We start from the raw sequence: 21,076 nt of genomic DNA on the forward strand, positions 1-21,076 counted from the left end.
AATTTATGATTTTTTCTAAGATTTTTCTTCTAAACTGAAAGTTGAATGCTTATCTGATGCATCAATATTCCATATAATATTCATCCCGCGACCACAAGCTTTTTTAGCTGACAAAACAGAAAAAGTAAGACATCCGAGAGAGGCTATCTTAGTGGAAAAGGTTCAGGGGTATTCAGCTAAAATCCTAAACAGAATACAACTAGCAAATCTCAAACGGAAAGCCGTACGTGCAGGCGTATGGTACAGAGCCCTGCCCAGAATAGACCGAGTGCTTGTAGATTTAACGATAAAAGTAACTGAGAACATCCGCAGCCCACATCTTGCAAAAAGTATCTTTGCCGTCGTAGGAAAGCTGGAAGAATTATTGATGAGCCGAATCCACCGGTTAGCCCACACAGTCGGACGCTCCCTTGCAGAGAAAACCAGCCAAATCGCCCAAAGCTGGGGAAACGCTTCTGCAAAACGCTGGTCGACTGATTGGTCCTTTGCAATATACTTAGCAGTGCTGCAGGCGAATAAATGACGTGGTAGTTGTAACTTTAAATGGCTAAAGCAATGGGGCAGGTTCTGGTTACCGGCGGCGCTGGCTTTATAGGCAGCCACGTGGTCGACCGCTTAGTCAGGGAAGGTTACTCAGTCAGGATTATAGATGACTTGTCCTCTGGAAAGATGGAGAACATAAACTCGCATCTGGCTTCGGGCAAAGCGACTTTAATCAAAGGGGACATACGTGATGAATCCTTTATTCGCGAGAACTTGCAGGCTGCGGATGCTGTTCTGCACTTTGCCGCAATGATAAGCGTACCCTTATCTGTAGTAAATCCTGAGTTAACATTCGATATTAACCTCCGTGGAACCCTCAACTTGCTCAAAGCAAGCATCGAGGCAAAAGTAAAACGGTTTGTTTTCATTTCCAGCTGCGCCGTATGTGGAGAACCCGTCAGTCTCCCCGTAACTGAGCTAGCGCATCCTAATCCCATATCCCCTTACGCTGAATCCAAACTCTTGGGCGAACGCTACTGCTTGGGCTTCAAAGAGCGGGAGATGCTGCAGTCTGTGGTCTTACGCTTCTTCAACGTTTATGGACCAAGACAGGGTCTAAATGATTACAGCGGAGTGATTACCCGCTTTGTAGACCGGATAACCCGCAAGGAACCGCTAGTGATCTATGGTGATGGTTCACAGACGCGGGACTTCGTTAATGTAAAAGATGTTGCCGAGGCTGTTTATTTGGCCATGACCTGCGAGGACGCGGTTGGGCAAATATTCAACATTGGGTCAGGCAAGGCAACTTCCATTAAAGAGTTAGCCACAACTCTTCTAGAGCTATCTGGCGAAGACTTGCCGATCAACTACTTCCCCGCCAGAGCCGGAGACATCAAAGACAGCTACGCCGATATTTCTAAAGCTAACCTACACTTGGGATATGCACCCCAGGTTTCACTGAAAACTGGCTTGCGCACTTTACTGGAAGCAGGCTCGATGGTGGACTAGTATGGTTGAAGTAGACGAAACCTGTAAAATGCTGGGAAAAATCGATCTTACAGCAAGCGGTTTGCTTGTTGTCGTTGGCATACCGGCGTTCAATGAAGAAAGAACCATTGCCAAAGTGGTATTAGGCGCCCAAAAACACGCCAACATAGTCGTCGTTTGCGATGATGGCTCAGCTGACTCAACCCCCGAAATTGCCGAGCGCCTCGGCGCCATCGTAATTCGACACTACAAGAATCTGGGGTACGGTGCCGCCTTACAGAGCTTGTTTAAGCGGGCCAGGGATTTGAAGGCTGATGTATTAGTTACCCTCGACTCCGATGGGCAGCATGATCCCTCCGAGATTCCCCGACTGGTCAAGCCCATCGAAGCAGGTGTAGCGGAGGTTGTTTTAGGCAGCCGATTTATAACCAAAGACGGCACCGCTGAAATGCCTGCCTATCGCCAACTCGGAGTTAAAGTCATAACAAAATTAAGCAACGGCTCGGGGAAAAACGCGGTAAGTGACTCCCAAAGTGGCTATAGAGCCTACAGCAGGACCGCCATGGAAACCCTGGGCAACATATCTGAGAAAGGCATGAGTGCCAGCATAGAGCTTATCCGTTCAATCAGGAAAAATGGATTAAACATCTGTGAAGTCCCGGTCACCTGCAAATACGGGGATAATACCTCAGATACATCAACTAAGCATCCGCTGTCACATGGAATAGGCCTTATCATGTCCCTTATTAAGCTCATAGTTGAAGATAGACCTCTTCCATTTCTGGGGATACCTGGCATATTGTGCTTGATGGCTGGAACAGTATTTGGAGTCTGGATGATGCAGCTATACGCCATAGAGGGAGAGATAATGACTAACATCGCTTTAGCCTCGATTGGCTTTATTCTAATCGGTTTCTTCCTGATCTCAACTGCGATTACTTTGTATTCGATCTCTAGAATAGCTAACAAAATTCAGTCTAGCTAAACCACGGCAGACCCCTATGTGCGGCATATTCGGAATTGTAATCGGAAAGAACCTCAACCTGTCCCCTGCAGAACTTAACAGGGTCGTCAACAGCCTCTTCCGGCTCTCTGAGTCACGTGGAAAAGAAGCCTCAGGCATAGCGCTAAGAGTCGCCGACCAAATCTATGTCCTAAAGGAACCGGTTTCATCATCAAAACTAATCAAGACCGAGCAGTACAAGGCATTGTTCAAAGAGAAACTCAAACAAGCCTACCCTGAAGGTAAACTTGAGGCTCCCATTGCTGTTTTAGGTCACTCTCGGCTGCAAACTAACGGAAAAAGCGAAATCAACACAAATAACCAGCCCGTCGTTAAAGATGGGGCGGTGGGAATCCACAATGGCATAATAGTAAACGACGGTAGCTTATGGAAAGAGTTTGCTTCTATCAAAAAGAAATATGACGTAGACACTGAAGTTTTCCTTAGCTTGCTCCAAATGTTTAAGGCTCAGGGCAACAGCACGGCGGAGTCGATGAAGCGTGTGTTTCAATGCATTGAGGGCTCTGCGTCGGTTGCAATACAGTTCGATGGCGAAAACAGTTTGGCATTAGCCACAAATACGGGTTCCCTCTACATGGCATATAGCGAAAACATGGAAATGCTTGTTTTTGCCTCAGAGAAATTCATCCTCCAGCAAATCCTAACCCATGAATTGTTGAGGAAATGGTTCAGCCCAAACGCGGTTGTGCAGGTTAAAGCCGGTTACGGGTGCATATTAGACCTCAACCTTGAGCATAAGCATGATTTTGCATTAAGCGACCCCGCGGCGGACCCCTTTTCTGTAAACGCATCCGGCTCTAAAGCGCATATCGTTGAGCTATACGATACCACTGTTGTGCCGCCGCCGGATACAAGCCAATTCCAACTACATGAAGACATAAAACAGTCCATGATGCAGAACTGGGAAAACCTATTTGCAAATCCAACCATGCTAAAAAGGTGCACTCGTTGTCTGCTCCCCGAAACTATGCCCTACATAAGCTTCGACGAAGAGGGCGTATGCAGCTACTGCCGAGACTACGAAACCCGGGGATGCTACCGAAAAAGCGAAAAAGACCTCCAAGAATTCGTCTCCAGCTACCGCAGCAGCACCGGCGAGCCCGATGTACTTATCGGATTTAGCGGCGGCAGAGACAGCGCGTTTGGCTTGGATTACATCAAGAACACTCTGAAGTTGAATCCAATAACCTTCACCTACGACTGGGGCATGGTAAATGACCTTGCTAGGCGCAATCAGGCAAGGGTCGTGGGTAAACTCGGAATTGAGCACATCGTGATCTCTGCGGATATTCGAACTAAACGCATCAACATCCGCAAAAACCTCAAAGCTTGGCTAAAAAGACCCGACCTCGGCATGGTCCCAATTCTAATGGCGGGCGACAAGCAATTCTACTATTACTTCCATAAAGTCCGCAAACAAACAGGAATTAAACTTTTCATCTTCTGCGGCGGCTATGAGGGCGAAGAGGGAACAGGCCTTTTCAAATATGGCTTCTGCAACGTTACAACGCAGGGTAAAAACAATGCGCTCAAACGCATGACCGGCATCTCATCGAAGAACAAACTCAAAATCATGTCCTATTACCTCAAGCAGTTCATCTTAAACCCCGCATACATCAACAAATCCATGTTTGACACGTTATTTGCCTTCTACTCGTCATATGTTTTGACCGACGATTACCTCTACCTCTTCCATTATCTGGATTGGGATGAAAAACAAATCGTCCAAACCATCGTTGACAAGTTTAACTGGGAAAAAGAAACCGACACCATAGCAACATGGCGCACCGATGATGGAACAGCAGCATTCTACAACTACATTTACCTGACAATGGCGGGCTTCACAGAATTCGATATTTTCAGAAGTCACCAAATCCGCGAAGGAAAACTGACCCGCGAAGAGGCATACGAGATCATCAAAGAAGAAAACAAGCCACGAGTCAAGTCGATTGAATGGTACGGACAAGCCATCGACTTCGACATGAACAAGGCAATTGAAGTAATTAATAATGCGCCCAGACTTTACTTTAAACCCTTCAAAAAGGATTAATTGCTAACTTGAATGTGCTCCTGATTACCCAGTATTTTCCACCTGACCTTGGAGGCGTCGCTACTCGGACAAACAATTTAGTCAAAGGGTTAACTCTGAACGGTTGTAAGGTTACAGTCATTGCTGCCTTTCCACACTATCCGCATGGCAAAATTCCCCCGTCTTATCGTTGGGCCCCAATTAAAGTAGAATGGTTGGGGCAGACCAAAATAATCAGGACATTGATGCCTCCAGTAAAGTCACAGGGCTTTTTCAAGAGGTTATTCTTAATGGCTTTCTTTGCTTTTTCAGCTTTATTCGCTTTTCCGTTTGTGGGCCGCACAGATGTAGTCTTTGGAACCAGTTGGACTCCTGGCTTAGTATATAGTAAACTGAAAAGAGTGCCCTTAGTGCTTGATGTTTGCGATTTAACCCTTGAGGATATGCCAAAATTAAAACTTGCAAACGAAAACTCTTTAATGTTAAAAACAGCTGCGAAATTGTATAGATTTTATTATGTTCAAGCTGACGCGTTAGCCCCAATCAGTCCTGGCTATTGTCCAACGATTACAAGTAAGTACTGTGTAGAAAAAAGCAAGGTCCACGTTATCGAAATAGGGGTCGATACCTCAGAATTTAAAAAATCAGGGTTTAGCTATGCCCCTCATAACTCCTTTACAGTCATATACGCTGGCGTTTTTGGAGTTGGATACGATTTCGAGCAGATTTTCCAGGCTGCAAAAATTCTTAAGGAAAAACAGTTGGATGTAAAATTTATCCTTCATGGATCAGGCGAATGCTTGGAATCTTTGAGGAATAGAATCAAAGAACTAAATTTAACCAATGTTGATCTAAGCGATAAGCTTCTTAACTCAAGACGCGAAGTTGCGAACCTCTTGAATACGGCTGACGCCTTAATTCTGCCTCTGAGGGATTATGGCAACCCATATCCCGGAATTCCCTCAAAGCTATACGAATATCAAGCTGTAGGTAAACCAATTATTTGTTGTGCAGAAGGGGAACCAGTAAATTACATTAACGCATCGAAATCGGGCGTGGTAGTTAAGCCAGGTCAACCAGGTGAGTTATCTAAAGCGATCCTTTTCCTATCTCAAAATCCAGAAGTTGCTTTATCAATGGGGAAAGCAGGCAGGTGCTTTGTTGAGAATAACTCGAGCCTAGAAAAAATCGGACTAAAAGTCATGAATTCAATGAAGAGATATGTTTAAATTACTGTGATTATGTTGCAAGAGCACGTATCTATAATTGTTCCTACATACAATTCAGAAAGAGTTCTTGAGGCATGCTTGAACTCAGTAATCGCTCAGACGTACAAGCCGTTGGAGGTAATTTTAGTTGATGGGGGGAGCACAGACAGAACCCTTTCTCTTGCAAGTAAATATCCTCTAACAATTATTAGGTCAGAAAAGGCTAGTCGTACTTACCAGCGCAATTTAGGTGCGTTACGTTCGAAAGGTAAGTGGCTGCTGTTCTTAGATTCAGATGAGACTATTCATCCAAAACTAATAGCAGATTGTATTACAAAAAGTGTAAGCAAAAATGTCGATGGTATATTAATTATTACCATAGATACGGGTTTTACCTATCTGGGGAAATCAAGGTGTCTCGGCGATATCATTAATAGTAAATTTGGTAGTGAACTTGATGTTGCTAATTATACGCTTCGTTTTATTTCTAAAGAAGGCTTTTTAACCTCAGAAGGTTTCAATGAAAACCTCGTTCTCGGCGAAGATGTTATTCTAAAATTTGATTGGCTTAAGCGGGGCAAAAAATTCAATAAAAGTAATTATGTGATCATACATTATCCAACCGAAGGGATAAGAAAAATTTTTCAAAAAAAATTCTTGTATGGAAAAACTGCTATGTTATTCAACAAACAAGCACAAGAGTTGGGGTTAGCTCTTGATAAGGTGTACACCACTACTGGTATTTTCTACATTCAAAATCTATTTAGGTTTCCAGAATATTGCGCCCGTTATATTTTAGGCTTCATGTTTATCAAAGTCCTTGAAAATACTGCGCTGATATTAGGCTATCTTAGTTCAATTAGCTTTAATGAAAGAAATCAGTGATTTCGAATTTTACGACGTCGGCAAAGCGTTCTACAACTTTAACTTGTTCGAGAACTGTCAAATGGCGGTGAATAAATTTTTTCCTTCGGTCTCCATAGTAATTCTCAATTGGAATGGCGGCGATTACGTTAGAAAGTGTGTTCAATCTGTGTTAGAAACAGATTATCCAAAAGAATTGATTGAAATATTGGTTGTGGATAATGGAAGCACAGACAAAAGTGCAGATTCTATTGCGAAATTCGGGCGGATTATCTTAATTAAGAATGATAAGAATTATGGTTACTGTATAGGAAATAACATTGGTGTTGACAATTCTTCTGGGCAATTGATTGTATTGCTCAATAATGATGTAATGGTCGACCGAGCTTGGCTCAAGGACATAGTAAATAAAGCTAATGACCCTGAAGTTGGCATTGTTGGTTGTCGCCTTTATTATCCGGAAACAAAGATTATCCAATCGATAGGTTTTTCAAAAAAATGGCTTGGTTTCTGGGAAACAGTGGGCAGCGGATATGAAGACAAAGGACAATTCAATAAAATCAGTGAAATAGACTTCGTTTCTGGAGCTGCATTAGCAATAAAAAGAGAACTTGTTCAAAAAATTGGGCTTTTTGACCCCGACTTTTATGCATATTGTGAAGACCAAGATCTATGTTATCGTGCAAAAGCAGCTGGTTATAAAGTAGTTACTTCGCAGGCGAAAGTGTATCATTATGGCTCAATGTCTTTTTCTAACTTTCCAATTAGAAAGCTCTATTTAACCTATAGAAATACAACACTACTTATATTCAAAAACTATGATATGGAATCCGTTATTACATATTTATTACAGTTTCCGTTTAAAACATTTATTTGGGATGCATCTAAATTTCTCAAAAAAGATTCTGTACTTCAAAAGCTGGATTCGAAGAAGGGTTCCCCCGTAAGATTATTCCATGAAGCAATAAAAATGGAAGCGCTGACGATTTCACTGTTTTTTGTTTCGCTAATCCCTTGTTTGATAAAGCTCCCCAAACTACGTAAAAGCTATCGCAAATCTATAACAGAACAGCAACGCTAAAGCGCTATAACGGTTACTGATTTTCTGACTCAAAATAATCTTCGATTACTATACTATTGTCCAGCAGTGGGTTCTCCTGGGTATGCTGGAAGTCAACGTACAATAGAGTTTGCACGATCACTTTCCAAAAATGGAATAAAAGTTTTTTTGGCTTCTCCGTATTTAAAGAAGGGCTCTAAAGAAGAGAATCTTGAGCTAATTCCGGTTTCGAAAAATCCTTTAGCTATCCTTTTGAGACTTAAAATTATCATTGTTAAAGAAAGAATAGACTTGATTCTGGAGCGCATGGAGGGTGAAAGTTTGCTTTATGACGGTTTTGGACCATTTTTCGGCAACGTTTTCAAAATACCCTCAGCAGTTGAAATCCATGTCCCCCCTTATGATGTTAAGACGCGATTGACTAGTTTTTTGTGGCTAAGATACAGTCTAAAACATTGTTCGAAAATTTTCCTAATTAGCAAAAATGTGGCTGATTATCTCTGGCTTCATAATCGATTCTTGCAAGGAAAAGTAATTTTGATGCCCAATGGCTTTGATCCTTCAAAGTCTCATGCAGACGTTGATGAAGTAGAAAAACTCAAAAACAATCTTCCAAGAGGCCGACCTATCATATGTTATTTTGGCGAATTAAGTGCAGATAAAGGTATAGATATTATTATCGAGCTAATAAAAAATGACGTTGGACCATTTTATTATCTAATTGCTGGTTGGGGTCCATATGCGCAAATGATTAGTGATCTAGCCAAAGAGCGGTCAAACCGGGTAAAATACCTTGGCGAAGTTTCCAAGGAAAAAATATATGCTTATCTCAGAATATGCGATTTGTCGCTGGCTCCTTATCGAAAAACACAGCTCGGCGGAAAATTTTTTGGTCAGCCCCTAAAGGTATATGAGAGTTTAGCTGCTGGTACAAATATTTTAGTAACGTCTCAAATGAATTTGCCCAATGAAGTTTTTGAGCTTTGCACACTAACTGAACCATCCGTAGACGGTATTCAAGCAAAATTACGTCAGGCGTGTCTAAAGAAATCCGATGCTAAATGGCTAAGTTCTTTGGATGAAGTCATGCCCAAATATAGTTGGGACAATATTGTCAAGCGTTTTTTTGTTCCAGAGTTTAAACAAATGGCTGAATTGAATAAAAAACCAGATGCTTGAGCTTGGTCTCTATTTCTATGCTAAAAAGCCTTTTTTTTGAAGCCTCGAGCAAGATTAGGCTTTCGAGGTTCTTACCCCTCTTAATCTATCTGATCCTAGCAATATTACTGCCATCTATCGATCCAACAGTCAGCATATATCTTTTTGCTTTCCGGCTACTATTAGGTCTGATTGCTTTAGTTTTCATACCTGGGATTATGCTTACTTTAATAATCCGCAAGGGAGCATCTAATTTTGAGCTTTTTGGACTAAGCGCTCTATTTGGAATTGCCTTCCAAATGATTAATATTCTCATGCTATATGCGGTAACCTCATTTTATGATGGTATTCTGAACTTCTATCAATATTTGACTATCGCAACTGCCTTTATTATATTAATATGCTCGTTTATTAGATCACCCAATGTGAGTTTTCATGTAGATTTATCGGCTGTTAGAAAATATGTGGCTGAACTTTTACGAGTCGATGGATTCCTTATTGCTATCATTTCAGGCTCAATTATCTTACATCTCTTTTTCCAGAATTTCAGCTTGGGGCCCGCAACTGATGGTGCGAGTTATTTAGATTATGCAAGAAATATTTTTCAAAACGGTTCTTTCACTTCAAGGATTATTGATCCCAGTCCAGCGGTCACGCTGACCTTCCTGACGGGTTTAACGCAGCATGTAGGAACCCCCTTTGGGTTATCACTTTTCTTTGCAATAAGCGGGGTGTCTTATCTCAGCGGTAAAATGATGGTGATATTTTTTGGAGTATTCCTTGTCATTCCTGTTTATTTGCTTTCAAAAGAACTCTTTGGTAAAAAGGTCGGTCTCTTAGCGGGCATACTAGTAACTGCTGCGCCTTTAGTGCTTGAATATTCTTCTATGCTTTATGGGCCTGAGATAATGATGACTTTCTTTCTTGTTTCAGCATTATATTTTTTTGTATCAGCGGTCAATAAAGGCGGTATTCTAAAAATAATTATAGCTGCAATATTTGCATTTTTAACTTTCATAACTTGGTTTCCAATGTTTTATCTTTTTATTTTCATGATTCCTTTTTTGTTCATGATTTTAGATGGAGTGCGAAGCATTAAACATTCTCTGATTATTTTGGGGTTAGTTTTTTTTTATATTTTCTTCATTCAATTCTCGGCAAATATTCCAGTGGGGCTTATCTTCCATGTGGGTATTTTTGCCTTGATGATACCTATTTATCTAAAAAGAACCGCGATCTCGTTACGTTTGCTGAGCATTTTCTTCATAACTTTAAATACATTACTAGAAATTTACTGGATTAGATCATACTACTTCAGCGAGGTTTTTATCAATCCCTCATCTTCTTTCTCAGCGAGCGGAGCTGTTTCAACACTATTGCAAAACCGAGTGATAGTTGATGCGCCGTTTGGCTTATTCAGCCGCTTTTATCAATATTTGGCACCTGCTTATGTTGAAAATCTATCATACATTTTGATAGTTTTCGGTTTACTTTCATTTATTAGTTTTAAAAGTTTAAGAAAAAAAGGTATATTGATTCTTTTCATAATATTTCAAGCGATCTTCTATATTGTATCTGTCCCTAATGATATGTTATCAAATATTAGTGTACTTGAAAATCGTCTTCTTTTGTCAGCAGTTCCAATATTTGCAATCCTATCCGCTGTTTTTATGAAAGAAATTACTGAAATTATACCGTCCGTGGAAAAGAGGTTACATATAGGCAAAAAATCCTTCCGGGTCAGTATCTCTCTAATTTGTATTATTGTGATTGTATGCACGCTATTTGTAGTTCAGTTTTATCCTATTAGTCAAAATGTAGAAGGTCAGGTGAAAAGAGCTAATATCAATGTGTTGTATACTGGTATGGGCAGTGCAATAGCCTGGATAAATTACAATACATCTTCGCAAGATATAATTGCAACACGTAAGCCTTATGAATGGGCATGGTACACCGGTCGAGAGACGGTGATGTTTAATCAAAGCACTACTCTGGATGAGTTATTAACTACCGTTCGGGAATGCAAAATTAATTATGTCGTAGTTGACCCAATATTCAACGATTATTATGTTAACCTTCAGGGATTGTATGCGGACCCAAATAATGCTCCGCTATTTATGCCTCTTGTTTATAGCGTCGATAATAGTGATGGCTCATATGTTCTAATATATAATACAACAGGCATTATTACTGGCGATTTTAGTCTTGAAACAGTAACTATCGATACCCTGGATGATTCAATTAACTGGATAACTGCCTATGGAAAACTTTCAGTTGACAAAGTTGATTTTCAACAGGGCAATAGCAGCTTAAAGCTAGAAAGTCAGCTTTCACCCAACCCGTTATACTGCAATCAATCAATTGCTAAAATCTACAAGGATATTCCCATATCTAATTTTTCCAACAGTACACTTTTTAATATATTAGTGAAATCCAGCTTGGATTTGGATGGAAAGGTTTTTTTCCAAATTTTTGATAAATCTGAAAATTGGGCTGTTTTCTACTTAACTTCAACTCGTCTTAATGAATGGCAAGAAGCTGATATTCCTATACATTATTCTTCAAGTCATTCGCCCACTTATCCAGATTTAGCTAATATTCATAGGTTTGTTATCGGAGTTTTTGAAACCTCTATGCCATTTACTATTCAGTTTGACAACCTTTCCGCAACTTATATAGCAGCAAACTGATTTTTAGACTACAAATAGACGGTTAGTCAAAACATGCCAAATCTGCCAATAAATGTTTTAATGCTTGGTGAAAACCTTCCACCTATAGAAGGAGGTATCGAAAACCATATTCATAATCTTGTTAAGGCGTTGGGCTTATATTGCAACATTACGCTTCTCGTTTCCAATCGCCCACCAAATACTCCCTTTTACGAAAAAATGGGTAATGTGAAAATTTATCGGTTATCTCCCAATAAAATAAGTTATTCTGCTCATATATTGGCTGCATTAAAGCTTGCTGAGCAAAATAATATTCAGCTGATTCATGTACATACTTTAGGAAGAATCTCTATTGTTGGTACTGTTTTAAGTATTATTTTACGGAAGCCTCTAATTATCACTGTTCATGAAAGCAATTTCATCATTGATTTGACTTCTAAACGGCATAGACTTCGTACTTTTCTAACATATTATTTATTGCTTAAATTCTCCAAGTTAGTGATAACTCCCAGTTATGAATTAAAGTATTATGTAAAACAAGTAAGTGATGGAAAAAAAGAAGTTAGAGAGATTTCTAACGGTGTCGACGAATCGCTTTTCAAACCCATGTCTGGTCTCCAATTCTTAACTAAATATGGTATAGCAGGAAACAGAGTAATTATTTGCCCCAGACGGATCACCCCTAAAAATGGGATAATTTACTTAATCGAGGCTATCCCAAAAATAATAGAATCCGTTGGGGAAAATGTTAAATTTGTATTTGCTGGTCCAGTTAGAACTGAATCTTACTTCCGCTCTATTCAGCGTAAGGTATGCGAGCTAAAGATAAATCCGTATGTGATATTTACAGGAGGAATTCCTTTTGCTGAAATGCCTGTTGTTTATGCCGCCGCTGACATAGTAGTTATCCCTTCTTTAATTGAAGCAATAAGTTTAGCAGCTCTAGAGGCAATGGCTTGCGAAAAACCTATAGTGGCAACAGCTGTAGGAGGTCTTACTGAAATAATAAACAACGACTATAATGGTCTGCTAGTAAAACCAGCAAATGCTGAAGGTTTAGCTGAGGCAATCATTAAGTTGCTAAAGGATTCGGAATTAGCCTCCAAATATTCTCAAAATGGCGCCAAAACGGTTAAGGCTTATTATTGGAGTTCTATTGCAAACGATACGCTGAATGCTTATCATACCGTTACTCGTGAATCAAAACCTATCGTTGAAAGCTGATTAACGGTCAAGACTATTATGAAGTATTTTGAAGAACGACCCCGTTGTCCCGCATGCTACTCGGAACAATTCATCAGTTTATTTTCTTGTTCTTTTGAAAATCCACCGATTCGCCAGTATATAGAGTCCTTTTATGGACCAGAAGGACGGATAGAATATCAATACCTGCGTGAAACTAATTTTATATTGAGCGAGTGTAAGAGATGCGGTTTAGTTTTTCAGAAAGCAATTCCTAACGACTTTCTAATGAAGAAACTATATCAAAATTGGCTCGATCCCGAACCAACTTTCATCAAACAAGTAATGGATAGACGCGATCTAAATTATCACATAAATGATGCGGGAGAAGTTATGATGATTGTTGCTTACTTAAGGGATAACCCTTCAAACCTGAGCTTTTTTGATTTTGGGATGGGTTGGGGTTCATGGGCGTTGATGGCTAAAGCTTTCGGTTGCAAAGCATATGGCTCAGAACTTTCCAAGATCAAACTTGACTATTGTATTTCTCAAGGTATTACTCCAGTCCAATGGGGTGATTTAGTAAATTATAAATTTGATTTTATTAATGCTGAGCAAGTTTTTGAGCATATTAGCAACCCTTTAGACTCTCTTATCCACCTTGCGAAGGCACTTGATCCGAAACATGGCTTGATCAAGATCAGTGTCCCTGATGGAAATAATATCATTCGAAAAGTTCGTATTGCTGATTGGACAGCAAAAAAGTACTCGAAAAATTCATTGAATGCTGTTAGTCCTTTGGAACACATTAATTGTTTTAGCCGTAATTCGCTTTTACGAATGGCTAAACTTGCCGGGCTGCGAGAGGTAAAAATTCCACTTAGCCTCCAGTATACTTATGGGGTTAATTGGGAACCTTTCCGACCGTTAGCTTATACTCTTTTGAGACCCTTCTATCGTAATATCCTAAAGAAGGGAACAACTCTGTTCTTTACGAAAGCTTATCTTTAGTGGCATACAAATAAGAACAAAATTTTAGAGGTCGTACTTTAAAACCATTTTTTATAAGAAAACTGATGATTTGTTCTCTATCCTCAGATGCTTCTAGTACGATTGTTTTTGTTTTTTGTAAGAGATTCTTTGCTCCTTTTAGAATTTGTAATTCAGCAGTCTCTGCATCTATTTTTAATAGGTCTATTTTGTTTATCCCTTGCAATTCATCCAGGCACATTGTCTCAACTTTATATGTGCTGACAGAACATTTGGGTCTGTTGATGGTTCCCCATCCGAAGAATCCTTTGGGGACAAAAAACATCTTTGATTCCTTACTGTTCCAAGCGGCTTTCTGGATGACTTTTGTGTTTCTCAGACCATTTAATTCAAGATTGTATTTAAGTACTTGAGTTGTCAATGGCGTTGGTTCAATAGAGATCACGTGGCCATTTTTACCTACAATTTTTCCAACAAGAATTGAATAGCATCCAATATTTGCTCCGACATCTATGAATGTGTCTCCACTTTTTATTGAAGATAAAATTAAGTCGCAAACGTCTTCTTCTCTTCGAGGTAAGATTGAATATAGGTCGTCACTGAAAGCCCTGACATAAAAGTAAGCATCGTAAGGTCTTGAATAGACGATTCCGGAAAACTGAACTTTAAGCAATTTTGCGTCCTGAGAATCCATCGATAAGCGGGTGACGTCAACGATTAGTGATAAAAGTAGCCCTAATTGCATCTTTAATCCAATAGCGTTCACATTTTTCAGAACATCTATCCAGATCATAAACCTTGAAAATACCTTTGCTACTCTGTGAAATCTATCATTATTAGCGCTAATTTTTTGCCCCTCTTTTTGATGATATACCAGTTCTAATTAATCAGACTATCATTCTATTTGCGCATAAATTAAAAAAGTTTATGTGCGGGGTAAGCAACTATTTGTGCTTAATTGAGAGGGAAACATGATGACCGTTTGTGTAATGGGTTTAGGGAATATCGGATTAGCTGTCGCATTATATGCTTCCAAATATGTCTCGGTTATAGGCTATGATATTAGCCCAAAGGCAATAGCTGTCGCTATCAATAATGGGATAAAAGCCTCTGATAAGGTTGAGGCTGTTGATATTTACATAATAGCAGTTAATACTTACTACCGAAATAACGCTCCCGATATGTCTGCCATAGAAAGTTGCTGTTCAAAAATTAAGGAAATGAATAGAAATGCTCTGGTCTGTTTTGAATCAACCCTTTGCGTAGGAACATCAAGACAACTTTCTGTTAAGTTTGGTTTACGAAACATGGCTGTTGTCCCCCATAGATGGTGGGAAGAGGATCAGGAGAACCATGGGGTCAAACAGTTGCGCGTTATTGGTGCTCTTAATAAGGAAAGCATGAAAAAAGCAATGGTGTTCTATCAAACTCTCGAAATACCCTTGCACCAGGTCTCATCTTTAGAGCTAGCCGAAGCAAGTAAAATTGCTGAGAATGCTCATCGCTATGTACAAATTGCATTTGTCGAAGAACTCAAACTGATAGCTATTAAAAACAACTTAAATTTTGAAGAATGGCGCTCAGCAATAAATACAAAATGGAATGTTGATCTTCCCGAAGCTAGGAATGGAATAGGAAAAGAGTGCTTGCCAAAAGATACGGCTTTTTTGGCATCGCTTGACCCAGAAGCTGCCTTACTGAATGGAGCCATGAAGGCAAACGACAATTACATAAAAAGATTAACTGCTACTGAGGCGATTTATAGCATAAAAGTACCCCATAGCAGAGTTTTGGTTACCAAACCAATTCCTAAAGTAAAAGAAAAGGTGTTGCCGAAATCCTAAAAGTGGATGGGACCAAGAAGACATTTATTCCAGTGTTACGGTCAAGACAGCTCACATCTTTTCTGAAGCATTATTCTAAAATTTAAAAACCTTAGTAGAATATCTGCCGCTAACGCGGCAGGATGAAAGCGTCCACAAATTCTATTTTTCAAAGTCCTGATAGGTCTGTCACCATTAGATAGAGGTGATAGACCTAAAAAGGCAAGGTCTTACGCCTTCCAAAACTACCACCTCATCTGGGCCACTAAATACCGTCGCAAGGTACTCTTAGGCCCAGTTGAAGTTAGGTTGCTGGAAGTGCTTAAGACGATTGCTAGTCAGAGTGGCTTTCAAGTGTTGACTGCCAGAGTGTATGAGGGGGATTATTTGCATGTATTTGTTTCTGCTCCGCCAAAGGTCGTTATTTCCAGAGATGGTTATTTTGCTAAAGTGTAATTCTGCAAGGGTGCTCTTTGAGGAGTTTCCGCAGATTAAGCTGAGGCTTTGGGGTGGGCATTTTTGGTCGGAGGGCCTGGAGAACGCCCTAAAATATGGACGGTCTCCATTGATGTCTCTCTACTTTGGATTCTACGGTATTCTTCTTTTTAGTATATATGAACCCATAACGGCTTGCCTGTTATGCTGTATGCCGCTTGAAAAATAAGTCTAAAAAATAGAGTGATTAGTCTGTTAAGCTTGGTTCAATTTTTTGGCAATTTAGTTCCTTAGTGGTTCTCTCATGTTGTCGATGATGTTGGTGGACTTTTATGAAGCTCGAAGGGTTGTTTTTATGTTGGTCATTTTTTTACGGCGTTACTTCTTGGGCTGATTAAGACGAACTTTGATTACTCTTAAGCCGTATCAATCGGTTTTGTCTAGACCAGTTTTTTACCATTACGTCTCGGCGAAAAAGTATGATTTGGCATCGACGAATCTGATATTAGTATTCCCTTGTGAATTGGTTTGCTAATTGTATGTTCATACCATTATTCTCCTGATAGTTGCTGCTTTAGGTCAGGTCCTCGGAAGTCGCAAAATAATTCACACTATAATGTTTATACTCTAATCTTAAATACCGCTAAAACCAAATAGCAGACGGTAAACGGTATGACGAGAGCTTTCATAACGGGCATAACAGGTCAAGATGGGTCATATCTAGCCGAGTTTCTGCTTTCAAAAGACTATCAAGTTCATGGCATCATCAGACGGGCCAGTACCTTTAACACAGGCAGAATCGATCACATATATGTTGACCCCCATGAGCCAGAGGCAAGGTTATTTCTACACTACGGCGATCTAGCAGACTCGGAGCAGATAGCAAATATCATACACAGTGCAGAACCCAGCGAAATCTACCATCTGGGTGCTCAAAGCCATGTGAAAGTAAGTTTCAGTATGCCCGAGTATACAGGTAACGTGACGGCGCTAGGAACAACCCGAATTTTAGAGTCCATTAGGCGTAGCGGGAACCACATTAAATTCTATCAGGCATCTAGCAGCGAAATGTTCGGGCGGACTCCCTCGCCGCAGAATGAAGAAAGCCCATTTAACCCAACCAGCCCCTATGCAGTGGCGAAGGTGTATGCCTACTGGATCGCCAAAAACTATCGCCTTGGATACAACATGTTTGCATGCAACGGCATACTATTCAATCATGAATCCCCCCGTCGTGGCGAGATATTTGTTACCCGAAAAATAAGCATGGCGGTGGCGAACATACTGGCTAAAAAACAGAATTTGCTTTATCTGGGAAATATGGATGCCAAACGTGACTGGGGGTATGCTCCAGAATACGTTGAAGTCATGTGGCAGATCCTGCAGCAGCAAAGCCCTGACGACTACGTGGTAGGTACAGGTGAGCAGCATTCAGTTAAGGAATTTGTGGCGGAAGCATTCTCTTATGCTGGGCTTGATTGGGAAAAATATACGCGCATAGACCAAAAATATCTACGGCCAACCGAAACTGAAGACCTAGCTGCAGACAGCCGAAAAATCAAAAGAGTAATCGGCTGGGAACCAAAAATACGCTTCAAAGAGCTAGTTAAGATAATGGTTGACGCCGACATGCGTAAGGCAGGTTTAACTGCAATCGGTGAAGGCGACGAAATAATAAAGAAAAAGTTTCCTAATCGGTGGTGGAAGGTAGATTGAGTAGTTTTTGGGCAAACAAGAAAATTCTCGTAACTGGCGCCGCTGGCTTTTTGGGCTCTCATGTAGTAGATAATCTGGTGCGTAAAAGAGGGGTTGATAAATGCCAAATCAGCTCGACAAGAAGCTCAGATTCTGATTTGCGGGTATTCGATAACTGTGTGAAGGCTGTTGAGGGCACTGACGTTGTTATCCATTTGGCGGCTCGCGTCGGAGGCATCGGTTTCAACCAGAATTTTCCAGGAACTTTATTTTACGATAACATCATTATGGGAACGCAACTCATCGAAGCCTCAAGGATTGCTAGGGTTGAGAAGTTTGTTCAGGTCGGCACTGTTTGCGCTTATCCAAAATACACTCCGGTGCCATTCAAAGAAGATGATATCTGGAATGGTTACCCTGAAGAAACCAACGCACCCTACGGCATAGCTAAAAAAGCGCTCTTGGTTATGGCGCAGGCTTATCGTCGCCAGTATGGGATGAACATCATTTACCTTCTACCCGTGAATCTCTATGGTCCTAAAGACAACTTTAACCCCGACTCATCTCACGTTATCCCCGCTTTAATCAAAAAATTTGTAGACGCAAAAGTCAACGATGAAAAGAAGGTAATTGTATGGGGAACTGGCAATGCTTCTAGGGAGTTTTTGTATGTGGAGGATGCAGCCGAAGGAATTATTTCTGCAGCCGAGAAATACGACAAACCCGAGCCAGTAAACATAGGCGCAGGACGAGAAATTACGATCAAATCATTGGTGGATTTGGTGGTTGAACTCACTGGTTTTAAGGGTCAAGTCATTTGGGATGCCTCAAAGCCAGATGGGCAACCTAGACGCTGTCTAGATGTTACCCGCGCGAAATCTGAGTTTGGGTTTGAAGCAAAAACCGACTTCGTTGAGGGTTTAAAGAAAACAATAGAATGGTATATTGCTAGATTTAGCGGTAACAATTAGAAGCGTTTTAGGTCCCTGAGTACTTCCAGCATGTAAGGATGCAAACCCTCAGGAGGAACCTTAAAGAGACCATGAGTAGAATGCTCAGAATCGACAATGATTGTAGTTCCTTTCGATTGGCAGAAGTAGACTATCGTTATATCATGTCTTTCGGGAAAAACTCTCGAATATACATTAACCAACCGAAAACTATCAATTTCAAGTCCTGTTTCCTCCAGAATCTCTCGACGCAGAGTATCCTCGAGTGATTCCCCACGTTTGATTCTGCCACCTGGAAACCACCACTCACCCTTAACCGGCGGATTGTTTCTTTTCATGTAAAGCAATGCGTCGCCTACTTTTATGACTGCTTCAACCGATGAAATCGGCATTACCTTTGATATTTGTTCGTAGAGTGCTGAAGAGATAAAACTTGATTCCGGAAGAGTCATGGCATTCACTTGTTTATGTGTTGCAATTGCTCACCCAGCCTCTGGATTTAAGTATACCGAATGTCATTCGGCATAAGCCAACGATAACTGTTTGATATCCTTTTAATCTGGTTGAGTTATTTTACCGCAACCGATAAACCAGCCTATAGGTTCCTTACTGAGAAACGGGTACTTCAATGAGTAAGGCTGGGGATATTGCTAAGGTTTCAGCGAAGGGCAGCTTCCATGTTCTATGGGGCCTAGTTATCTCTACAATCATCAGCTCCCTAGGAACCATATTTATCGCCCGGCTGCTGGGCTCTGACCTTTACGGGTTATATACCGTAGTATTGACGGTTCCAACCATCATCCAGGTTTTCAGGGATTGGGGAATAAATTCCGCCATGGTCCGCTTTACTGCGCAGTTTCGTGCAGAGGGAAGATTTGACGAAGTACGAAGTATATTCTTAATCGGCATCATCTTTGAGGTTTCCGTGGGCTTGGCTCTTTCCCTTTTTTCCTTCTTTTCCGCAGATTTCTTAGCCGCCAGCATCTTCAATCGCCCGGTTATCGCCCCTTTGATCCAAATCGTTTCCTTTTCGATCCTGGCAAGTGGTCTGATTGCGGCGGCAACTGCAGCTTTCACAGGGTATGAGCGGCTGGAATTCAACAGTGTTATGCTTGTCTTTCAAAGCGTCATAAAAACCGGCGTCATAATTGCGTTGGTTATTTTGGGCTTCGGTACAGCTGGAGCCGCAATAGGTTACACCGTAAGTACCGCAGTTGCCGGCATTATCGGTGTTATATTAATCGGTGTTATCTACCGGCAGCTTCCAAAGCCATCGACTCGTAAGCTTGAACTCAAAGCATACTTTTCAACGATGTTAACGTACTGTCTGCCGCTGTCTTTTGCGACAATTATAACTGCGCTTCTTCCCCAATTTTACGCTTTTCTGTTGCCTATTCATTACGTAACCGATAACGTGGCAATTGGCAACTATGGAATTGCACTGAATTTTGTGGTCCTGATCTCTTTCTTTATTGTTCCTATTTCAACTGTGATGTTTCCTGCTTTCTCCAAGTTAGACGCTGAAAAAGATAAGGAATCACTGCGCAATATCTTCCGGTTTTCCGTTAAGTATGGTTCACTGCTTGTGGTGCCTCCGACGGTTCTGGTGATGTGTCTTGCTGAACCGGCTGTGGCAACCCTTTTTGGGGACACCTATACTACCGCTGGTCTATTCCTTGCCTTGTTTGCTATTCAATACTTGTTTGTTGCATTTGGAAACATTAGTTTGTCTGCTATTTTGATCGGTCAAGGCAAAACAGGTTTCGTCTTGAGGATGGCGATATTAGCTGGTGCAATAGGTTTTCCACTCGGCTATGCATTAATAATGTCCTTTGGCGTAATTGGCTTAATCGCTGCAACCATTATCTTCTCCGTTCCGGGCCTCATCTGGGCCTTGATCTATATCAAACGGATTTTTGGCACGACTGTAGATTGGGGTTCTTCAGCCCGAATTCTCCTTTCGTCAGCTTTTGCCGGCGTTTTAACGTACGTTGTTGTTTCACAGGTGGCGTTTGCTGCATGGATTCTTCTTTTGCTAGGCGCGGTTTTATATGTGGTGGCTGTGGTTCCTGCGCTTCTTTTGTCTAGGTCAATTACGAGGGCTGATATTGCCAACTTACGGTCGATGTTGGGCGGGGTAGGCGCCCTCGGCGGGCTGATTGGCAAAGTGCTTAGTTTAGTCGAGCGGTTAATGGCTCTTTTAAGGGTGTAATGCCTAAGCCATAGCTGACTCGATTGACGCAACCCTGCTCTATAGGGTTGTTTTTAAACTGGTTATTTTTGCAACTGAGTTGCTTGTTGTATGCCTGAGGCGCACCCAGTGGTGTTCTAATGGCCATGGGGTGTCACTATTACGCAAAATAACAACGGGTCAACAAATCCCCCGTTGTATTCTTCATTTAGAAGTAGTAGAACAGTGAATAAACATTTGTACAACTACTTCTAAGTGTGGATGTTTTGGTAGAGTTGTCGGGTCAGTAGGCATGGGTGTATTTGACAAGAGCGCATCATGGCAC

General features: G+C 41.0%; 17 protein-coding genes. 15 read left to right on the top strand and 2 right to left on the bottom strand.

The annotated features are described in order from the left end of the window. Positions 1-151 precede the first annotated feature (151 nt). From NWE93_00555 to NWE93_00605, 11 genes are all read left to right on the top strand, one after another. Positions 152-523, top strand: coding sequence for a hypothetical protein (locus tag NWE93_00555; GenBank protein MCW3998713.1), 372 nt, complete (start codon positions 152-154; stop codon positions 521-523). A gap of 20 nt (positions 524-543) precedes the next feature. Continuing rightward, positions 544-1,494, top strand: coding sequence for an SDR family NAD(P)-dependent oxidoreductase (locus tag NWE93_00560; GenBank protein MCW3998714.1), 951 nt, complete (start codon positions 544-546; stop codon positions 1,492-1,494). A 1-nt stretch (position 1,495) separates the two neighbouring features. Then, the gene (locus NWE93_00565; GenBank protein MCW3998715.1) at positions 1,496-2,458 is read left to right on the top strand and encodes a glycosyltransferase family 2 protein; all 963 of its coding nucleotides are present in this window, start codon (positions 1,496-1,498) and stop codon (positions 2,456-2,458) included. A gap of 16 nt (positions 2,459-2,474) precedes the next feature. Further along, positions 2,475-4,547: a hypothetical protein gene (locus NWE93_00570; GenBank protein MCW3998716.1), complete on the top strand. Its 2,073-nt coding sequence runs from the start codon at positions 2,475-2,477 to the stop codon at positions 4,545-4,547. Positions 4,548-4,561: 14 nt separating this feature from the next. Then, positions 4,562-5,755: a glycosyltransferase family 4 protein gene (locus NWE93_00575; GenBank protein MCW3998717.1), complete on the top strand. Its 1,194-nt coding sequence runs from the start codon at positions 4,562-4,564 to the stop codon at positions 5,753-5,755. Between the two features lie 12 nt (positions 5,756-5,767). After that, complete coding sequence (locus NWE93_00580) at positions 5,768-6,619, top strand: glycosyltransferase (GenBank protein MCW3998718.1); 852 nt, start codon at positions 5,768-5,770, stop codon at positions 6,617-6,619. 61 nt (positions 6,620-6,680) lie between these two features. Continuing rightward, complete coding sequence (locus NWE93_00585) at positions 6,681-7,679, top strand: glycosyltransferase family 2 protein (protein MCW3998719.1); 999 nt, start codon at positions 6,681-6,683, stop codon at positions 7,677-7,679. 147 nt (positions 7,680-7,826) lie between these two features. After that, positions 7,827-8,837 (top strand): glycosyltransferase family 4 protein, encoded by a 1,011-nt coding sequence (locus NWE93_00590; protein MCW3998720.1) that lies wholly within the window; start codon positions 7,827-7,829, stop codon positions 8,835-8,837. 197 nt (positions 8,838-9,034) lie between these two features. Then, complete coding sequence (locus NWE93_00595; GenBank protein ID MCW3998721.1) at positions 9,035-11,506, top strand: glycosyltransferase family 39 protein; 2,472 nt, start codon at positions 9,035-9,037, stop codon at positions 11,504-11,506. 33 nt (positions 11,507-11,539) lie between these two features. Beyond that, complete coding sequence (locus NWE93_00600) at positions 11,540-12,709, top strand: glycosyltransferase family 4 protein (protein MCW3998722.1); 1,170 nt, start codon at positions 11,540-11,542, stop codon at positions 12,707-12,709. A gap of 18 nt (positions 12,710-12,727) precedes the next feature. Next, positions 12,728-13,678, top strand: coding sequence for a class I SAM-dependent methyltransferase (locus NWE93_00605; protein ID MCW3998723.1), 951 nt, complete (start codon positions 12,728-12,730; stop codon positions 13,676-13,678). Here the strand turns inward: NWE93_00605 and NWE93_00610 are convergent. Then, the gene (locus NWE93_00610) at positions 13,659-14,351 is read right to left on the bottom strand and encodes an FkbM family methyltransferase (GenBank protein MCW3998724.1); all 693 of its coding nucleotides are present in this window, start codon (positions 14,349-14,351) and stop codon (positions 13,659-13,661) included. The two genes, NWE93_00605 and NWE93_00610, sit on opposite strands and share 20 nt — an antisense overlap. A 280-nt stretch (positions 14,352-14,631) precedes the next feature. On the opposite strand from NWE93_00610, the gene NWE93_00615 reads away from it, so the two are divergent. The 3 genes from NWE93_00615 to NWE93_00625 all read left to right on the top strand — a co-directional run bounded on the left by NWE93_00615 (position 14,632) and on the right by NWE93_00625 (position 18,581). Beyond that, the gene (locus tag NWE93_00615) at positions 14,632-15,501 is read left to right on the top strand and encodes a hypothetical protein (GenBank protein MCW3998725.1); all 870 of its coding nucleotides are present in this window, start codon (positions 14,632-14,634) and stop codon (positions 15,499-15,501) included. Positions 15,502-16,587: 1,086 nt separating this feature from the next. After that, positions 16,588-17,631: a GDP-mannose 4,6-dehydratase gene (gene gmd, locus NWE93_00620; protein MCW3998726.1), complete on the top strand. Its 1,044-nt coding sequence runs from the start codon at positions 16,588-16,590 to the stop codon at positions 17,629-17,631. Further along, positions 17,628-18,581, top strand: a complete 954-nt coding sequence (locus tag NWE93_00625) for a GDP-L-fucose synthase (GenBank protein ID MCW3998727.1) — start codon at positions 17,628-17,630, stop codon at positions 18,579-18,581. Before gmd ends, NWE93_00625 begins: the two co-directional genes overlap by 4 nt. Here the strand turns inward: NWE93_00625 and NWE93_00630 are convergent. Then, on the bottom strand, positions 18,578-19,012 hold the full coding sequence (locus NWE93_00630; GenBank protein MCW3998728.1) for an NUDIX hydrolase: 435 nt from the start codon (positions 19,010-19,012) through the stop codon (positions 18,578-18,580). The genes NWE93_00625 and NWE93_00630 overlap by 4 nt on opposite strands. Before the next feature lie 176 nt (positions 19,013-19,188). Here NWE93_00630 and NWE93_00635 point away from each other — a divergent pair, with 176 nt between their 5' ends. Continuing rightward, a complete protein-coding gene (locus NWE93_00635; GenBank protein MCW3998729.1) occupies positions 19,189-20,772 on the top strand; it encodes an oligosaccharide flippase family protein in 1,584 nt (527 codons plus the stop codon). Positions 20,773-21,076 lie beyond the last annotated feature (304 nt).

The organism is Candidatus Bathyarchaeota archaeon (genome assembly GCA_026014735.1).
GTDB lineage: Archaea > Thermoproteota > Bathyarchaeia > Bathyarchaeales > Bathycorpusculaceae > Bathycorpusculum.

What these genes read in the sequence shown, in the direction of transcription:
- NWE93_00560 (MCW3998714.1), top strand. Translation starts at nt 544, where the DNA reads ATGGCTAAAGCAATGGGGCAGGTTCTGGTTACCGGCGGCGCTGGCTTT.
- NWE93_00565 (MCW3998715.1), top strand. Translation starts at nt 1,496, where the DNA reads ATGGTTGAAGTAGACGAAACCTGTAAAATGCTGGGAAAAATCGATCTT.
- NWE93_00570 (MCW3998716.1), top strand. Translation starts at nt 2,475, where the DNA reads ATGTGCGGCATATTCGGAATTGTAATCGGAAAGAACCTCAACCTGTCC.
- NWE93_00580 (MCW3998718.1), top strand. Translation starts at nt 5,768, where the DNA reads ATGTTGCAAGAGCACGTATCTATAATTGTTCCTACATACAATTCAGAA.
- NWE93_00585 (MCW3998719.1), top strand. Translation starts at nt 6,681, where the DNA reads ATGGCGGTGAATAAATTTTTTCCTTCGGTCTCCATAGTAATTCTCAAT.
- NWE93_00595 (MCW3998721.1), top strand. Translation starts at nt 9,035, where the DNA reads ATGCTTACTTTAATAATCCGCAAGGGAGCATCTAATTTTGAGCTTTTT.
- NWE93_00600 (MCW3998722.1), top strand. Translation starts at nt 11,540, where the DNA reads ATGCCAAATCTGCCAATAAATGTTTTAATGCTTGGTGAAAACCTTCCA.
- NWE93_00605 (MCW3998723.1), top strand. Translation starts at nt 12,728, where the DNA reads ATGAAGTATTTTGAAGAACGACCCCGTTGTCCCGCATGCTACTCGGAA.
- NWE93_00610 (MCW3998724.1), bottom strand. Translation starts at nt 14,351, where the DNA reads ATGGATTCTCAGGACGCAAAATTGCTTAAAGTTCAGTTTTCCGGAATC.
- NWE93_00615 (MCW3998725.1), top strand. Translation starts at nt 14,632, where the DNA reads ATGACCGTTTGTGTAATGGGTTTAGGGAATATCGGATTAGCTGTCGCA.
- gmd (MCW3998726.1), top strand. Translation starts at nt 16,588, where the DNA reads ATGACGAGAGCTTTCATAACGGGCATAACAGGTCAAGATGGGTCATAT.
- NWE93_00630 (MCW3998728.1), bottom strand. Translation starts at nt 19,012, where the DNA reads ATGACTCTTCCGGAATCAAGTTTTATCTCTTCAGCACTCTACGAACAA.
- NWE93_00635 (MCW3998729.1), top strand. Translation starts at nt 19,189, where the DNA reads ATGAGTAAGGCTGGGGATATTGCTAAGGTTTCAGCGAAGGGCAGCTTC.